The following is a 16,099-nucleotide window of genomic DNA, read 5'->3' on the forward strand; positions in this document are numbered from 1 at the left end:
TAAAAATAAGCCCGCCGAAAGCAGCACAAGGCTTGTCCGTTTTCACATAATGAGGAAAAAGCGTCTAACGTCAGGTAAACAAACTGCATATTGCAGGTGATGTGTTCCGTATTATTTTTTGTGATGATTTAGTTTTGGTCTAAATTCCCAATTATTCAAATAATATAAGGGATTGAATTGGAAATTTATTTTAGGGGCGAGGGGCTGCAGGGAATCAGTCACAGTATATCTGTGACGCCAGCATTTAGGCGGGAAAAATAATATCGCCATACTGTGAATAATAAGCAAAGAAAAGGCCCGACGTTTCCCTCGGGCCTGTGTGACAACTAGCGAAAAGCGTGGCAGAAAACGAAAATTAAACGGCTTCGTTTTCGTCGGTATAGCGTTTGGCTTTGTAGGCCGGGTGCATCAGGTTCTGGATGGAGAAAATGTCGTCCAGCTGTTCTTCGGTCAGCAGGCCGCGTTCCAGTACTACCTCACGCACGCTCTTACCAGTTTCGGCACAGATTTTCCCAACGATATCGCCGTTGTGGTGGCCGATGAACGGGTTCAGGTAGGTCACGATACCGATAGAGTTGAAGACGTAAGCTTCACACACTTCTTTGTTGGCGGTGATGCCGTCGACGCATTTTTCCAGCAGGTTGTAGCAGGCATTAGACAGAATCTGGATGGATTCGAACATCGCTTGTCCGATAACCGGTTCCATCACGTTCAACTGCAGCTGACCCGCTTCTGCGGCCATGGTGACGCAGGTATCGTTGCCGATGACTTTGAAGCACACCTGATTGACCACTTCCGGTACGACCGGGTTAACTTTGGCTGGCATGATGGACGAGCCTGCCTGCAGTTCCGGCAGGTTGATTTCGTTCAGGCCAGTGCGTGGACCGGAAGACAGCAGGCGCAGGTCGTTACAGATCTTCGACATTTTAACCGCAACGCGTTTCAGGGCGCTGTGTATCATTACGTAAGCGCCACAGTCGGAGGTCGCTTCGATCAGGTCTTCAGCCGGTACGCAAGGCAGGCCGCTGACTTTTGCCAGATGTTGAACAGCCAGCTTCTGGTACTCATCCGGTGTGTTCAGACGCGTACCGATGGCGGTTGCACCAAGGTTTACTTCCAGCAGTAGCTCGGCGGTGCGCAGCAGGTTACGGTTTTCTTCTTTCAGCAGCACGTTGAACGCGTGGAATTCCTGGCCAAGGGTCATCGGCACGGCGTCCTGCAGCTGGGTACGGCCCATTTTCAGGATGTTTTCGAATTCTTTCGCTTTGCGCTCAAAGCCATCGCTCAACTGGGTAATCGCTTCGACCAGTTTCAGGATGGAGGTATACACCGCGATACGGAAACCAGTCGGGTAGGCATCGTTGGTGGACTGGCATTTGTTCAGGTGGTCGTTCGGGTTCAGGTATTGGTATTCACCTTTCTGGTGACCCATCAGTTCCAGACCGATATTCGCCAGCACTTCGTTGGTGTTCATGTTGACTGACGTACCCGCGCCGCCCTGATAGACATCAACAGGGAATTGGTCCAGGCATTTACCGTTATTCAGCACTTCATCACAGGCTTGCAGAATAGTATCGGCAATTTTACGTGGGATGGTTTGCAGTTCTTTATTCGCCAGCGCGGCCGCTTTTTTTACCATTACCATGGCGCGGACAAATTCTGGAATATCGCTGATGGTGCTATTGCTGATATAAAAGTTCTCAATCGCACGCAGCGTATGGATACCATAATAGGCATCGGCAGGGACTTCACGGGTACCTAACAGGTCTTCTTCAATACGGATATTCGTTGACATGGATCTTCTTCCTTTTTTCTTGTTCGATGTACATAGCATCGTTTTCAATATTAAGACTATGATTTTTTAGGGTTTATCTTTCCTGTTTTTTGAATTTCAGGTAACACGAACCCATCACGATTTGTATAAAATCATGACTAAAAAGCGTTCTCGGGGAGACGAACTTTGAATTAGCATCGTTAAATGGCTAGTGGTGGATATGTTCCTCCATTTGCTGTCTCCCAATTATGAATAGGTTATTCCGTATTATCTGGGTTGATCTCAACCAGCTTTTCTATTCCGCGGTTCAGCGTTTTCAATTTCGGAATAAATACGGTTTTAATAATGTCATGTGTGACATCACACGCTTCTTCAAAGAACGCGCTGTATTCATCACGGTGGCCGACAATATACAGCGAGCGCTTAATATTCAGCTGTTCCGGCATATGCGTCAGCACTTCTCTGGAGTGCGCAACGGATTGCAGGAAACTAAGCGGAGTGGTTACCGCCCAACCGATGCCAGCCGCCACCATCGACGTTAAGGTATCTGCATTATCAAATTCGAGCATGTTCGGTACGCGAACATCAATGCGGCGCAGGTAACGCTCAATCTGCATCCCAATCTGCGAGTTCCGGTTAAAGCGCACCAGCGGCAGTGCGGCGGAAAGCTCGCGGATGTCCTCAACCGTTTTGATGCGTTTGCGGTAATCCGGCGGCGTGATAATGAAATAGCCTTCGGAAAACAACTGATGACGCACCACGCTATCGCTGTCGATCAACGGGTCGCTGGTGACGATTAAATCCAGCTCACGTCGCATTAACGCCTCACCCTGCTGCGGGCTGAGCCCGGTACGAATCAGCAACTGCGATGAACTCTTCATCAAACTCTTGGTAAACACCGAACCGCAGGTGATAGCAAACGAATCCACCAGGCCGATACGCAAGTCAGGCTTAATCCCTTTTCCTGCTTCCAGCACCTGTGCCTTCAGGTTCGCAATCTCTTCCGTCAGGATTTCTCCCCGGTTTTTCAACGCAATGCCGTAGGGCGTCAGGACAAAGGGGCGACGAGCCCGGTTTACCAATTTGACACCAAAATCTTCTTCCAATAACCGGATTGTTTGCGAAATGGCAGAAGGCGTCAGACCTAGCCGCGTTGCGGCTGCCGTCATGCTTCCTGCTTCCGCCATCGTCACAAAAACATAGACGGCGTACATATCGATCGATTTATTGGCGGACACTGTGCGTTTAACCATGTGAGTTTGCCTACGCTGCAAGGTGAATGTCGTCGAAATATGAAGCGTTAGTCTATCTCATCTCGCTGACTACGACCTCGCTAACTGATGTCAGAATAGTCGGCTAACTTCAGAAAAAATACAGGTTGTATCACTGATTAATTTTTTCTTATTTCTAGCTTTAGCGGATCTGAAGATATGGTTCTCATGGGCCATACTGCATGGAATGACCTGGAGAAGAGCGAAGAATTCCAACCTAAGCTGGGCAATATTTTCGGCGAATGAATAGCCATTATTGCGAAACAGCAAGCAAATGAAACGTGGTGAGAGGGCAGTGGTGGGCTTTCTGCAATATGGTAGAAAATGCGCCTGTATTTCAAAGGACTAAGTTAGGATGTTTCCCTTTAACAGTGTGTTGACACCTTTGTTACGATACGAAATACTCTCTTACTGATTTACATCGACTGGCGTGTGTTTCTTAATTTTTCACGCTAATTCAATGAGATAAATATAAAAACTGATTTCGCATTTCGCCCACTCTATTTACATGAGTGGCGGTTAAGTGCGGAAAAATTATGCCGAATTAATTAATTGTTCTGATTACTGAGAAAGCGACATGGCGGAATATTTCACCACGCTTGGCGGGTTTTCTCAAAAAATGACATAACGGTCTGTTAATTAAGGGATAAAAGAATTCCGTTTGTCGGCGTTCTTGCGTGTTTTGGATGGTTAAGGATGAGGGATATGGAGTGAAGCATTATCAAGTCAGAAGAATTAGCCTGCTTGCTGCCATTGTGACGCTGACAACAAGCTGTGCGACCTTGCATGATGCGGGGCGCAGCTATGGAACAGCGATTGGTTGTATTGGCGGGGCTGCACTGGGTGGCGGCATTACCTATCTGGTAACGGGTGATGCCAAGAAAGCCGTGGCAGGGGGATTGTTGGGCGGTGCCGCAGGTTGTGCATTGGGGAACGTTTGGCAGAACCGTGAGGAAGCGCTGGCAAAAATTGCCCAGGAAGAGAACATCGCGATGACAACGCGTGCTCTGCAATCTCAGGAAAAAAGCGGTACTGAAACTGTAGGGCTGGTGGCTCAGGTTCAAGATACCGGCATGTTCGATACCAACAGTGCACAGCTTTCTGTGGATGGTTTACGGCAGGTCAAAAAGATTGCTACAGCGATGAAAGAGGGCGATCAAAGCGGTGTCATTCTGGTGGTGGGACATACTGATGCTACTGGTAGTGCAGAATGGAATCAGCGTCTTTCAGAGCAACGCGCACAGAACGTCGGTCGTGTGCTTGAACAAGCTGGCCTGAGTGCACAAAAACTTTACTTCCAGGGAGCAGGCTCCTCCCGTCCTGTGGCTGATAACGCTACGGTAACAGGGAGAACGTCAAACCGTCGAGTCGAAATTGTGGGGCTGGCAAATGAAACCCTGTTAAAGCAGCGACTTGAGCAGGAGGGCAGTAACCTCGCTTATCTGCGTTATGGCACGGTGGAGCAGGCTGCGTCTAAAACCAGTTCTTCTCCTGCATCAAATCGCAAGACGAAACCAGCGGCATCATCCTCAAATCGTAAAGCAGAACCTATCGGTAAAGCAGAAACACAGACTGTGGCGGTAACGCCATCAACAGTACCGCAGCCATCAGCCGCGAAGAAAGCCGCCGAGCCAGCCAATAGCAAGAACTTTGTTGATTTTGGCGGGCAGCCAGTCAATTCCTCCACGCCAGTTCTGGCAGCGAGTCTTAAGCCGCGTAGTAGCGGATTCAGCCTGATTCCAGAAGCGAATGCCAGCAGCATGCTAAAAAGCTGTGTAGCAGATAATGTGCGCGTCAGTGGACAAGCAAAAAATCTGGCCAGCGGGAAAGCGGTGGAAACCCATGAAACCCGAGAATACCTGCCGGGCATGAACGGTCGCGCATGGGCAGGGCTGGTGAATAATCATTTGGTCACGCTGTCGCCCGTTAAAGTACTGAGCGATAACGCTACGGTGGTGGAAAATCCGAAGGTGTACGTCACGCGCGATTACCAGTCCAAAGGTAACCGTAAAGCGGATGCGCCATTAAATGCAGTGGCGAATGCGTGGGAAGGTGAAGACAGCATTCTGTATCGGGTTTATCTGCAAGATGAAACACAACAGGCGCTTTCCTGCGTAGATTTACTGGTGCCGAAAAAGGCCAATAAAGCACAGCAAGGGCAGCTGTTCTACAGCAATCACAGCAAAGAATACATCGCGAACTACACTCCAACGCGTAGTTAATTAAAAGGTATTGAACCATGGAATTATTTCAAAGCATCGCCGAGGCGATTTCGCTTTATCGCTACATTTTCTGGCCATTATTGGTGCTGATGACGCTGATTCTGGTCTTCATCCGCTGGTGGGATCAGGTCAGTTACTTTTTCCTTAACATGATGAGCAGCATGCCACTTATCGGCCATGTATCCCGTTTGTCCCGTGCGAATGAACCGCGCCGTCAAGGTACAGGGAAACTGGCCTGGTACCCTGCAGAAGAGGCTATTTGCGCCAAATACTGGCAGTACTATAAAACGTCTAATCTGGATGCCGATTTTTACCTGCGTTGCGTTAACTATCTTAATAAGGTAGATGAGCGAGGCCGTAAACCGACGGGGGTAATCTTGTGGAGTTGCAGTGTGGTGTTAGTCCTGCTCGAAGCCTTTATTTTTGCGTTGGTGCTCTCGCCGTTTATCGCTAATAACATTTCTGCTAATCAGGCTGAATTCTCGGCGATTGTCATCTCTGTTCTGATCGGTGTCGTGCTGGTTCCGGCCACTCACCTGATGGGGGCCGAACTGCATAAAAATACGCTGCTGAAAAAGATCCGTTACTGGTATTCAGAAGCGCGCCATAGCGGCTCTGCTAAAGGGCTGAGCAAGAACCACGAAATCTCGCTGGAAAATACTCGTCTGGATGACAACGAGCCAAACTACATCCAGATGTTGAACCGCGTAACGCACAATGTTCATGTTAAGCCACAGTATTGGGCTACGGCAGTCGCACTGGCGCTGATCATTTTCTTCTCCGTTGGTGCCTATCTGGTACGTGCTGCGACTATCAATGCGATGGATACGCAGGCAGTGAACGGTTCGCCATTCTCACAGGTCGTTCAAACTAGCGGAGCCTCTCCGTTTGATCTGCCGTCGGGTGCAGTGGAGGACAATGCCAAAGCGGATACGCAGGCATCACAAGAGATCACGGATAACCGCGTGTTCGCTTCCAAACTGACATTCATCATCCTGTCTGTCATTTTTGTTGGCGTGCAGCTGATTGGTATTTTGATTGGTATTTATCGCTCGTTTGCTGGAATTGAATCCAAAGCTGCTGCGAAATATATCGGTAATTTCAGTGGCTCTGAGGAGTTTGCGTCGTGGCATGCAATGCGGCGTGAACGCGTGGAACGTGATGGGCAAGAAAAGCTAACCGCGTTGCAAAATCGCTTGATGATGAAGCGCACCAATAGCCAGAGTGAACCGCTTACCACGCTGCCGACGTTTGATGATTACATCAGCGGCAAGCTGCGTGATAAAGCGCGTTCTAACGCTGAGTTGAATGCGCATTTACAAGCGGCAAACGAACCTGCACAGTCGACGCTTGTTGCTCAACCCGCTGTGGTTCAGCCCGTTGAGCCCGCACCTGCGGAGGTGGCTAGCCAGCCTGCTGCACCTGGGTTGGCAGCAACGGCCGTTGAACCTATTCAGGCCGCGAAACCAGTCGCTACGGCAGTTAATGCGCCGGAGAATGATGATGAGAAACAGCGTATCCATGAACTCGGTGATTTGACGCTATTCAGCGAAGAAGAACTGCAACTGATTGCTGACGATCAGGCGCTGTCGCTGGAGTCCTTGAAGAAACGTCAGCGCGTACAGGCGCTGCTGAATAAGGCACGTGCGAAGGAGAGTATATGAAGACATTACTCTCGCTGTTGTTGCTGGGAGTAACTTGTGTGGCGCAGGCCGCAGAACGTAACGATATCCCCAGTTGCTACAGTTTTGCCAAACTCGATCAGCATCGACCTGCGGATAGTGGCCGGGAGTTGGTAGTGATTGTTGACCAGACGGTTAAAGTGCCCGTCGACCTAAAAAAGTCAGTCTGGAACCAGGTTGTACGTTACGTGCAGCCTGGCGATCATGTCGTGATGTATCAGTTCTCGGCGCTGTTGCAGGATAACTACATGAAGCGCGTGTTTGACGGTAAGCTGGAAATGCCGTTTACCGATCAGAAGGTACGCAACAGCTTAGGGATGGACAGCCTGAAATCATTGGATGGCTGTCTTGTGCAGCAAAGACAGTTTTTTGCGCAAAACATCGGGAAGAAAATGGCCGAAAGCTTCGCCGAACGCGGGGATAACATCGCCAAAAGTGAGATCATGGATAGCCTCAAGCGTATTGGTGATGATCTAAAAGAGGCCTCTGCGGCTAGCAAAACGATTCTGTTGGTATCCGATATGCTAGAAAATAGCGAATTTGGCAGCTTTTACAGCAACAACAGTATTCGTTTGTTAGAGCCGGAAAAAGAGATGGCGCGTGCTGGGAAGCAAAATCTGGTGGCGGATTTCGCTGGTGCGAATGTGTATATCGCAGGGGCAGGGCTGATCGATACTGATTCGAAAAACAACTATCGCTCCGGCAAGATCATGCAGCAGCTTGAAGTCTTCTGGCGACAATATTTCGCAGCGTCTAAAGCTACCGTGGTGAGTTTTGGTGCCCCTGAATTGACTGTCGATCTGAAGTGATTTTTGTCCTACTGAAAGGCGTTAATGTATGAATAACATTAGCGCCTTTTTTGTTTTCAGCAGGCTGGCATCACTGATTCGAGCCATTTTTTTGTTCAGTTGATGACAGACGCCGCTCCTGTGTTCTTCCCTTGTGAAGACGAGTTAAGGAATCCAGAATTTACCTGACGCATTTACTGCGTAGTGAGACGTGAATCACCCACCAGCGTTGCTGTTCGTACGTGGCGTTCGGCCTGTTCACACATTTCCAGCAGTGCCGGTATCAGGTGTGCAGTGGCGTTGAGGCAAGCGCCGAGCTGGCTGAGGCTTTCCTGTGGAAATTCAACGTCATTTTGCAGTGTGTCGCCGAGGTAGTGGAGGCCGTGGCATAGGCCTTCAACTGATTCGGCGGCAATCGCGCCGAGATCGCAGAGCTGAACGTCATCTAACTGCGCGAAAGGCAGGCTGGCGATCAGGTCGCGGAAAATAGTAATGGTGCTGTCAGCGGGTGTGGCGTGAGTGTCCGTCATGATTAACTCTTCCATAGCTAGATAATTATTTCATCACGCCTTCAGGTTCCAAACTAAAGGTGTGACCCAGACAGGGTTGGAACACCGGATCTAGCGACCGGCCAACCTTGCGGTTGCCCTGCCTGAGCCACGGATTAGAGTGTGCACGTAGCCCCTGAAAAAACAAAGCGTTTTCAGTTCTAGATAGTCGGGGTTCCAAGCCCGGTTGCGGATGTTGCCGCAGCACAGAGACTGTATTCCAACGATGAAAAACGTGAAATAGGGTGGATGGATTTACAGTGGAATTACAGCGTGTTTTGGAATGGTGCTCGCAGAAATGGGTTCAACTCTAGAAATAAGCGGGCTTCTTCTTTTTTAATTGGTCGTAGTAAAGGATATTGCGGTGTTTGCGAAAAATGACGACAGGGAGTGGTTTTGAAAAAATTCGCATTTGTTAGCGATGCTGCTGAAAGGGAATATCGAGCGCTTCCTGCGGATATACAGGATGAGTTTGGAAAAGACTTACGCCTCATTCAGTATGGACAAGATCCTAAATTGCCAATTGATTTTCTTGATGGGGTTGGTATTGGTGTTATCGAACTAAAGATAAACGGTAGTCCCGCATACCGATGTGTCTATGTTGCCAAATATCTTGATACGGTGGTGGTTTTGCATTCCTTTAAGAAAACGACCAACGGCGTTGATCGTAAAGCTAAAGAGGTGGCTGAACAACGGCTAAAAGCGCTTATGACTGATATCAGAGAGGCTGAGCGCTGCAAAAAACGTTAACCTGCTGATTCGGCTTCAGTGATTGTGATTGACGCCTGATGCAGGCTTGGCATCGACATTTTTGCTCGGAAACCGAGTGCATCCAGCATGTCGAACATGGCATCAATAGTGAAAAGCTCAATCTTGGCATTTTTCAGTTCTGAAACACGCGACTGGTTGATGCCGAGTTTTTCCGCTGCCTCTTTTTGTGTCCAGCCTTTCTCTTTGATTAAATTAGTGATCATGATCGATAAATCCATTTTCATCGCCATCTTGCTGGCAACTTCAGCGTCATGCGTCACATGAAACGGACTTTCGTAGAATTTTAACGCCATAATATGTACCTCCTCATCTCAGTAAATTTAATATCTAATATTTTAGATATTTCGTCAAGTTTACTGGATAGAAGTGTCTTGTTTACTTGTCAGGAACCAATCAGTTCAACACATGATAGCGATAAAGCATTTTCTCAAGGTCCTGTTTCATGCTGACAAAGAGCAGGATCTCTATGACGCGATGCTCTTCATCAACATCATATAAACAGCGAAAATCATCTTCTATCGAGAGACGTTCACGTAGTGCGATTCCCTTATCGGATAATATTGCGTTGTGTCTGTAGCGGGCAGGATCTTTAGAAATGGCCTGTATGGATGTTAAGAACAGGGATTCAGACCACGTAGCAGCTTGTTCAATGCCAATATAGTGAGATTTATAAGACTCAGCATCCTGCAAAGACCAGACAGCCGCGGGCGCGACTTTAATGGTGTACGAACTGGCCAAATTGACTCCTTGTTTTACGTTCGCGCTTCACGTAATTTTTGTAGGGCTTCCTCTGCGGACATTCCCTGACCGTTTTTAATTTCTTTCTTGGCCGTCATCACCAGCTTTAAAAGTGCGTTAGATTGTCTTTCTCTTTCTCTCTCCAGCAGCTCTGCTTCCCGTTCCGTCGCTGTTTGCACGAAGAGTTCTGCGGAGCCGTTTTTCGTTACATAAACGCCCCCCTGAAACAGTTCAGGGTTGCCAAGGCCTTCACGGGCCGACTTCTGAGACATTGTGGTCTTCATGTTAAATACCTTAATTATAACAATATCTTATATTGATTTTGGCTATGAAAAATAGACCCCTGCCATGTGGTATAGCGAGCACTTCCATCTTGCTATTACCCGAGGATAACAGAGTAATGATATCGTAGCCTACGTGTTAGGGTATAAATTTATGATAAATTTATACCCGCTTCAACCCCTCCCAGCTCAGCCCAAAACGTGCCAGATACTTCCGTAGTCGGTCAGCATCGTTAGGCTTTTGTTTTTGCTGGCGTGAGACGGCGAACAGTCGTCGGCCGGCTTCGGAGAGCGAATTAGCGGTGCGGCAGATGTCGATCACGGTTTCAAGCTGGCGCTGTTCGAAGAGGTCGATGTTGGCGAGTTCGGGCGGCAGCTTGGATAGCGCGGTTGTCGGGGCATCGCTCTGCCAACTGGCCCGCAGGCGAGTGATTTCTTCCTCTACCAGTGCCACTGTGATGCGCCCTTGTTCCGCCAGTGTCGCCATGCGGGCAATGGAGGAACCGAGTTCGCGGAAGTTGCCGCGCCATGCTGCCTGTGACGAGCTAGCAAAGGCGAGGTAGCGCTGTCGCGCGTCTTTATCGAAGCGGATCTGTGTTTGGTGATCGCGTGTGAAGCGCTGGAGTTCATACTCAATGTTCGGTTCGATATCTTCCCGACGCTCCGCCAGCCCCGGCAAAGGGAAGGTCCACATGTTGATACGGGCGTAGAGATCTTCACGGAATTTGCCCTGTGTGATCCACTCGCGCAGGTTGCGGTGTGTACCAGCGATCAGCTGAAAATCGCTGCTGACTTCTTTATCTGAGCCAAACGGTAAAAAGCGTTTTTCTTCAATCGCTTTGAGCAGCATGGCCTGTTCATCTAGCCCGAGTTCGGCGATCTCATCCAGAAACAGCATCCCACCGTCCGCTTCACGTAGCAGCCCGGTTCTTGCCTGCAATGCACCGGTAAACGCCCCTTTGACGTGGCCGAACAGTGTCGACATCGCATTGTCGCCGCGCAGCGTGGCACAGTTAACCGCAACGAACCGACCGCTGACCAGATGGCGGGACTGGCGTAGCTGATAGATACGCTGTGCCAGAAAGGATTTCCCCGCACCGGTCGGGCCGGTTAAGAGCATTGGTGCGGTGGAACGCAGTGCGACGCGTTCAATCTGGTCGATCAGTGCATTAAACGTGGCATTGCGCGTTTCGATGCCTGATTTCAGGAACGAGATGGAGCGCTCCTGCTCATGTTGGAAGCGGCTGGTGAGGGTCGCATAGCGGCTGAGATCCAGATCGATGACGGAGTAGATCCCCTGCGGTGCCGGGCGATCCGCTTTCTCCCCCGGTGCGGTTTGCAGCAGCTTGGCGGGAAGGTAGCGGGCTTCGGTCAGCAAGAACCAGCAAATCTGCACGACGTGAGTGCCGGTGGTGATGTGAACGAAATACTCTTCGTTCTCGGTATCGAACGGGTAGCGGCTCGCAAAGTCCAGAAAGGCGCTGTAAACCTCTTCCAGATTCCACGGGTCGCGCAACTCAACGGTCTGAAGCGTGACCCGCGTGGCGGGTGACACCACAGCGATATCCTCCGCCACCTGTTGTGCCATTCCTTCGTTGCGTGACTGGTGCAGCAGTTCCAGACGGTCGACTGGAAAATCGGGCTGTTGGCACAGGCCGACGGTAGGCCGCCATTTTGTCCAGCGATTTTCTCGCTTACCCCGTTTGTCCAGCGTGGTGCCCAGCACACCAATAACGACGCGACGCTTCATGCTATACCTTTGTATAAATTATTATCCTATAGGATAAATTTACCTATTCTTTTATTTCGTTGCTAGTTCAGGTGGTGGATTTTTTATTCATTATTTATCAATTAATTATATTTTTATTTTGTCGCTTTCAGAAAACTGGCATGTCTTTCGCTATATCTCAGGTGAACAATGACAAACAAAGAGAGTGAAAAATGGAAGAGATGAAAACGCAGGATTACGACATGATGTCGCCAGTGAATAGCGCACCGGTAAAAATGTGGACGCAGGGTGTACCTGTGGAGCCGGAGGCCCGCGACCAACTGCTGAATACGGCCAAAATGCCGTTCATTTTTAAACATCTGGCGGTGATGCCGGATGTGCATCTGGGAAAAGGATCGACGATTGGTAGCGTGATCCCCACGCGTGGCGCGATTATCCCGGCGGCGGTCGGCGTGGATATCGGCTGTGGGATGATTGCGGTACGTACGTCACTGGTTGCCAGCGACCTGCCGGATAACCTGATGGGGCTGCGTAGCGCGATTGAACAGGCGGTGCCGCACGGACGTAGCGTAACGCGTTCCAAACGTGATGTCGGTTCCTGGCATACTCCGCCACAAACGGTGGATGCGCACTGGTCGCTGCTGGAGCCGCGTTTTAAACGTTTGACGGATAAATATCCGCAGTTGCTGAAAACCAACAATTATCAGCATCTAGGAACATTAGGGACGGGTAACCACTTTATTGAAATCTGTCTGGATGAAGTGGATCGCGTGTGGGTGATGTTGCATAGCGGGTCGCGTGGTGTAGGGAACGCGATTGGGTCGCTGTTCATCAAGCTGGCGCAGGAAGATATGCAGCAGCATATTGCGAACTTGCCGGACCGTAACCTGGCGTATTTCGAGGAAGGTAGCCTGCACTTTGACGATTACATTGACGCGGTTGAGTGGGCGCAGGACTTTGCTCGTCATAACCGTGAAGTGATGATGTCGCATACGCTGGCGGCGCTGTCCCGAATTGTGACGAAGCCGTTTACCACCCAGCAGGAAGGCGTGAACTGCCATCATAACTATGTGCAGCGTGAAACGCACTTTGGTGAATCGGTGCTGATCACCCGTAAAGGGGCGGTGTCGGCACAGAAGGGCCAGATGGGGATTATTCCGGGGTCGATGGGCGCGAAGAGCTTTATCGTGCGCGGATTGGGGAACGAAGAGAGCTTCTGCTCCTGTAGTCACGGCGCGGGGAGAACCATGAGCCGTACCGCCGCGAAAAAACGCTTCACCGTGGAAGACCAGATTCGCGCGACCGCACACGTCGAGTGCAGAAAAGACAGTGACGTTATCGATGAAATCCCGATGGCGTACAAAGATATCGATAAGGTGATGGCGGCGCAGTCATCGCTGGTGGAAATTGTGCATACGCTGCGTCAGGTGGTGTGTGTGAAAGGATAAGATCATGATGGAACACGATTATCGCGTTGATGCAGTCATGCGCACACGGGTGAAATTAGTCTTGCAGGATGTAGAAGAACGCTATCAGGTGAAGGTGCTTTATGCATGTGAATCGGGTAGCCGTGGCTGGGGATTTTCGTCCCCAGATAGCGATTATGATGTTCGTTTTCTCTACGTGCATCGGCCAGAGTGGTATCTGCGCGTTGAGCCGCAGCGCGATGTGATAGAGCTGCCCATCGATGATGAACTGGATGTTTGCGGTTGGGAATGGCGTAAAGCGCTTGGCCTGCTCAAGCGGGCTAACCCGACGCTGATCGAGTGGCTGGATTCGCCTGTTGTCTATCAGGAGGATCGGGAAACGACGTCCGCTCTACGGGCAGCGGTGCCGACGTGGTTCTCCCCGTCCAAGGCGCGCTGGCACTATCTGTCGATGGCGCGCAAAAACTTTTGCGGCTATCTGCAAGATGAAACGGTGCGCCTCAAAAAATATTTTTACGTCCTGCGTCCGCTGCTGGCGGTACTCTGGATAGAGGCAGGCAAGGGTATGCCGCCTATGCGTTTTTCGCAGTTGCTTGCAGGAACGGTAGACGACCCATATCTGCTGGCTGAAATCCATCAGTTGCTGGAGATCAAACAGCGTTCGGGTGAGGCGGAATACGGCCCGCGCCGAGAGGCGATCCACGCGTTCATCACGCAAATGCTGAACGATGCTGATAACCCTGTTGTTTTACCAGACAGTCAGTCTGTTGACGATACGATGCTGGATGCTCTGTTGTATCGGACGGTGATGGCGTAAGCATTGATATGGAAGCGAAAAAGAGAAGGTAAGGAATATGGCATCGTACAATTTACTCCTGCAACAGCTGGAAAAGTTGGTGGCCTCACCAGATAACTATTATCGGCCCGCGCAGGCTGATGCTCTGGGTTCAGCGTCACACCTGATAGCGCTCACACGTCACTACAACGGACATATTCGGCAGCGTGCGGTGCTGTGTCTGGGCTTCATGGACGAGGTCTCGGCATTACCAGCGCTGATTGAGCGGGTGAACGATTGGGCGGAACCGGTGCGCCGCGCGGCTAAGCAGAGCGTGCGGCTACTGTTAACGCCTGATAACACCGTGCATTTTGTTGCCAACTTGCCTGCCATTTTCTGGCTGTTGCAGTGTCAGCGGGAAGATCATCAGCCGCTGGTGGATGAGATTGTGAGCTTTCTGGTTGAGGAGCCGCACGCGCCGTCGCTATTCGCGGGGTTGTGTTCGGAAGACAAAACCGTCGCCCGATTATCACTGGATATTCTGGCTCAGCGTGAGCGGTTCCCGTTGAAGCAGATCTTTGGTCAGGCGATGTTGCATCGCGATCCGTTAGTCAGAGCGAACGCGGCGCGGTATTTGCTGAGTGCGGACAAGGACGTCGATCATGACGTGTTGACCATTCTGTTGAAAGACTCGTTCGCACCCATCAAGCAGGTGGCGTTGCAGTATGTGATAGACAATGCGTTCCCCGTGTCTGATCCTCAACTGATTGCCTTACTGTTTGATAAGAATGCATTGGTGCGTCAACGAGCCTCAGCGCTGTTGCGCGAACGAAACGGCGATCCGGTTGTGCACTATCTTGCGGCACTGGATCGGGAAAGTACCGTTACAGTGCGAAAAATCACGCTCTGGGGGCTGGATGAGCATCGCTACGACGGTATTGTGGCATTGGCGGAACGCAATCTAGACGAACGCTATCCCAGCCTTTACTACAGTGCGTTGCGCATTCTCATTCTGCGTACGGGTGACGATGCGCGTGAGCAGCTGTTGGTCTCTCTACGTCACCCCTCGCTGGCTATTGCGAAGGTTGCGCGGAAGCTGTTTTACCAGCAGAAAATTTATCTGTCGCTGTCTGAGCTTCAACGTTGTCTGGACAGCGCGTCTTCCAGAGAACACGCTGAGGTGTACTACTTTCTAGCGCACAAGCTGAATAAATGGGATTGGCTGATTTGCCTGCTGGATAACGCTGAGCCAGAGAATTCGGCACTAACGCAGGCTAGCGTGGCGTACTGGGTACAGCGGTTCAACCGCTCGGGCATGCTGCCGAATACACAACAGCAGGCACGTTTACGGACGCTGCTTGATGAAAATCCGCACGTCATCTCGCGCGACAGCCCCTATATCTCCCTGTTTTTGTATCGCTGATGTTCGTATGAAAAAAGAGCAGGAAAAAGCGAAGAGGATCGCGTAAAGTGACAACACAATTGACACCACGGAGGCGGAAATGAGTACCATCCATTTCAGAATCGATGAAGAAACCAAGCAACTGGCGATGCAGGCTGCGGATCGTCATCAAGTGAGCCTGACGGAGTTGATGCGACAACGTGCAGAGGAATTGGCAGAAGAAGAACGTCAGTATCAGCGCAACACGGGTGATGAATGGCTTGAAGCGCAGATTCAGGAAGCGTTTTCTCGTTATGATGCGGGTGAAGGTGAGTTCGTCAGTAATGAAGACGTTAGCCAGAGAATGGATGCATTGAAAGCGCGGGCGGCGCGGGGTGAACTGTGATATTTAAGGTCCGATGGGAGAAACAGGCGCTGGCAGATCGTGAAGGAATATACCGCTATCTGTATAAAGAGGCGGGGTTGGATGTTGCGAATGCGGCGGATGAAAAGTTTATCTCATCGGTATCGTTGCTCGAAGCCACGCCAGAAGCCGGTCTTGATATCGGAAAATCGGGGGAACGGCGAAAACTGGTCCTGACGCGATTCCCCTTCATCATTATTTATGCACTCAAGCGAAAGATAAACGAAGTGCATATCCTGCGTATATTGCATACCTCCCGCAAGCTATCGGCATCTTACCGATAACCTA

General features: G+C 50.4%; 16 protein-coding genes. 9 read left to right on the top strand and 7 right to left on the bottom strand.

Annotated elements, in window-relative coordinates; all coding sequences use genetic code 11:
• Window positions 1-355 precede the first annotated feature (355 nt).
• Both aspA and HP572_RS22535 read right to left on the bottom strand, forming a co-directional pair.
• Window positions 356-1,795, bottom strand: a complete 1,440-nt coding sequence (gene aspA, locus HP572_RS22530; protein ID WP_240584384.1) for an aspartate ammonia-lyase — start codon at window positions 1,793-1,795, stop codon at window positions 356-358.
• A 236-nt stretch (window positions 1,796-2,031) separates the two neighbouring features.
• Window positions 2,032-3,027, bottom strand: coding sequence for a LysR family transcriptional regulator (locus tag HP572_RS22535; protein WP_014913980.1), 996 nt, complete (start codon window positions 3,025-3,027; stop codon window positions 2,032-2,034).
• Between the two features lie 728 nt (window positions 3,028-3,755).
• Here HP572_RS22535 and HP572_RS22540 point away from each other — a divergent pair.
• The 3 genes from HP572_RS22540 to HP572_RS22550 are packed head-to-tail and all read left to right on the top strand — an operon-like array spanning window position 3,756 to window position 7,758.
• Window positions 3,756-5,267: an OmpA family protein gene (locus HP572_RS22540; protein WP_205553960.1), complete on the top strand. Its 1,512-nt coding sequence runs from the start codon at window positions 3,756-3,758 to the stop codon at window positions 5,265-5,267.
• Window positions 5,268-5,284: 17 nt separating this feature from the next.
• The gene (locus HP572_RS22545) at window positions 5,285-6,931 is read left to right on the top strand and encodes a hypothetical protein (protein ID WP_240584385.1); all 1,647 of its coding nucleotides are present in this window, start codon (window positions 5,285-5,287) and stop codon (window positions 6,929-6,931) included.
• Window positions 6,928-7,758, top strand: a complete 831-nt coding sequence (locus HP572_RS22550) for a hypothetical protein (protein WP_240584386.1) — start codon at window positions 6,928-6,930, stop codon at window positions 7,756-7,758. Before HP572_RS22545 ends, HP572_RS22550 begins: the two co-directional genes overlap by 4 nt.
• 173 nt (window positions 7,759-7,931) lie before the next feature.
• On the opposite strand, the gene HP572_RS22555 is transcribed toward HP572_RS22550, so the two are convergent.
• The gene (locus HP572_RS22555) at window positions 7,932-8,267 is read right to left on the bottom strand and encodes a hypothetical protein (RefSeq protein ID WP_240584387.1); all 336 of its coding nucleotides are present in this window, start codon (window positions 8,265-8,267) and stop codon (window positions 7,932-7,934) included.
• 408 nt (window positions 8,268-8,675) lie between these two features.
• Here HP572_RS22555 and HP572_RS22560 point away from each other — a divergent pair, with 408 nt between their 5' ends.
• A complete protein-coding gene (locus tag HP572_RS22560; protein ID WP_240584388.1) occupies window positions 8,676-9,035 on the top strand; it encodes a type II toxin-antitoxin system RelE/ParE family toxin in 360 nt (119 codons plus the stop codon).
• On the opposite strand, the gene HP572_RS22565 is transcribed toward HP572_RS22560, so the two are convergent.
• The 4 genes from HP572_RS22565 to rtcR all read right to left on the bottom strand — a co-directional run bounded on the left by HP572_RS22565 (window position 9,032) and on the right by rtcR (window position 11,825).
• Window positions 9,032-9,349, bottom strand: a complete 318-nt coding sequence (locus HP572_RS22565; RefSeq protein WP_174869129.1) for a helix-turn-helix domain-containing protein — start codon at window positions 9,347-9,349, stop codon at window positions 9,032-9,034. The genes HP572_RS22560 and HP572_RS22565 overlap by 4 nt on opposite strands.
• Before the next feature lie 100 nt (window positions 9,350-9,449).
• A complete protein-coding gene (locus HP572_RS22570) occupies window positions 9,450-9,794 on the bottom strand; it encodes a type II toxin-antitoxin system RelE/ParE family toxin (protein ID WP_240584389.1) in 345 nt (114 codons plus the stop codon).
• Between the two features lie 14 nt (window positions 9,795-9,808).
• Window positions 9,809-10,078, bottom strand: a complete 270-nt coding sequence (locus tag HP572_RS22575; RefSeq protein WP_240584390.1) for a hypothetical protein — start codon at window positions 10,076-10,078, stop codon at window positions 9,809-9,811.
• Between the two features lie 160 nt (window positions 10,079-10,238).
• Window positions 10,239-11,825 (bottom strand): RNA repair transcriptional activator RtcR, encoded by a 1,587-nt coding sequence (gene rtcR, locus HP572_RS22580; RefSeq protein ID WP_240584391.1) that lies wholly within the window; start codon window positions 11,823-11,825, stop codon window positions 10,239-10,241.
• A gap of 191 nt (window positions 11,826-12,016) precedes the next feature.
• Between rtcR and HP572_RS22585 the strand changes: the two genes are divergently transcribed.
• The 5 genes from HP572_RS22585 (at window position 12,017) to HP572_RS22605 (ending at window position 16,095) form a co-directional block, all read left to right on the top strand.
• A complete protein-coding gene (locus HP572_RS22585; protein ID WP_371745293.1) occupies window positions 12,017-13,252 on the top strand; it encodes an RtcB family protein in 1,236 nt (411 codons plus the stop codon).
• 4 nt (window positions 13,253-13,256) lie between these two features.
• Window positions 13,257-14,048 carry a nucleotidyltransferase domain-containing protein gene (locus HP572_RS22590; protein ID WP_240584392.1) on the top strand — a complete coding sequence of 264 codons (792 nt, stop codon included), beginning with the start codon at window positions 13,257-13,259 and terminating at the stop codon, window positions 14,046-14,048.
• A 37-nt stretch (window positions 14,049-14,085) separates the two neighbouring features.
• On the top strand, window positions 14,086-15,429 hold the full coding sequence (locus tag HP572_RS22595) for a HEAT repeat domain-containing protein (protein ID WP_240584393.1): 1,344 nt from the start codon (window positions 14,086-14,088) through the stop codon (window positions 15,427-15,429).
• A gap of 79 nt (window positions 15,430-15,508) precedes the next feature.
• Window positions 15,509-15,793 (top strand): damage-inducible protein J, encoded by a 285-nt coding sequence (locus HP572_RS22600; RefSeq protein WP_240584394.1) that lies wholly within the window; start codon window positions 15,509-15,511, stop codon window positions 15,791-15,793.
• Window positions 15,790-16,095 (top strand): type II toxin-antitoxin system RelE/ParE family toxin, encoded by a 306-nt coding sequence (locus HP572_RS22605; protein WP_012773120.1) that lies wholly within the window; start codon window positions 15,790-15,792, stop codon window positions 16,093-16,095. Before HP572_RS22600 ends, HP572_RS22605 begins: the two co-directional genes overlap by 4 nt.
• Window positions 16,096-16,099: the final 4 nt, after the last annotated feature.

The sequence above is a fragment of the Pectobacterium sp. PL64 genome, from assembly GCF_022477975.1.
Classification (GTDB): Bacteria; Pseudomonadota; Gammaproteobacteria; order Enterobacterales; family Enterobacteriaceae; genus Pectobacterium; species Pectobacterium jejuense.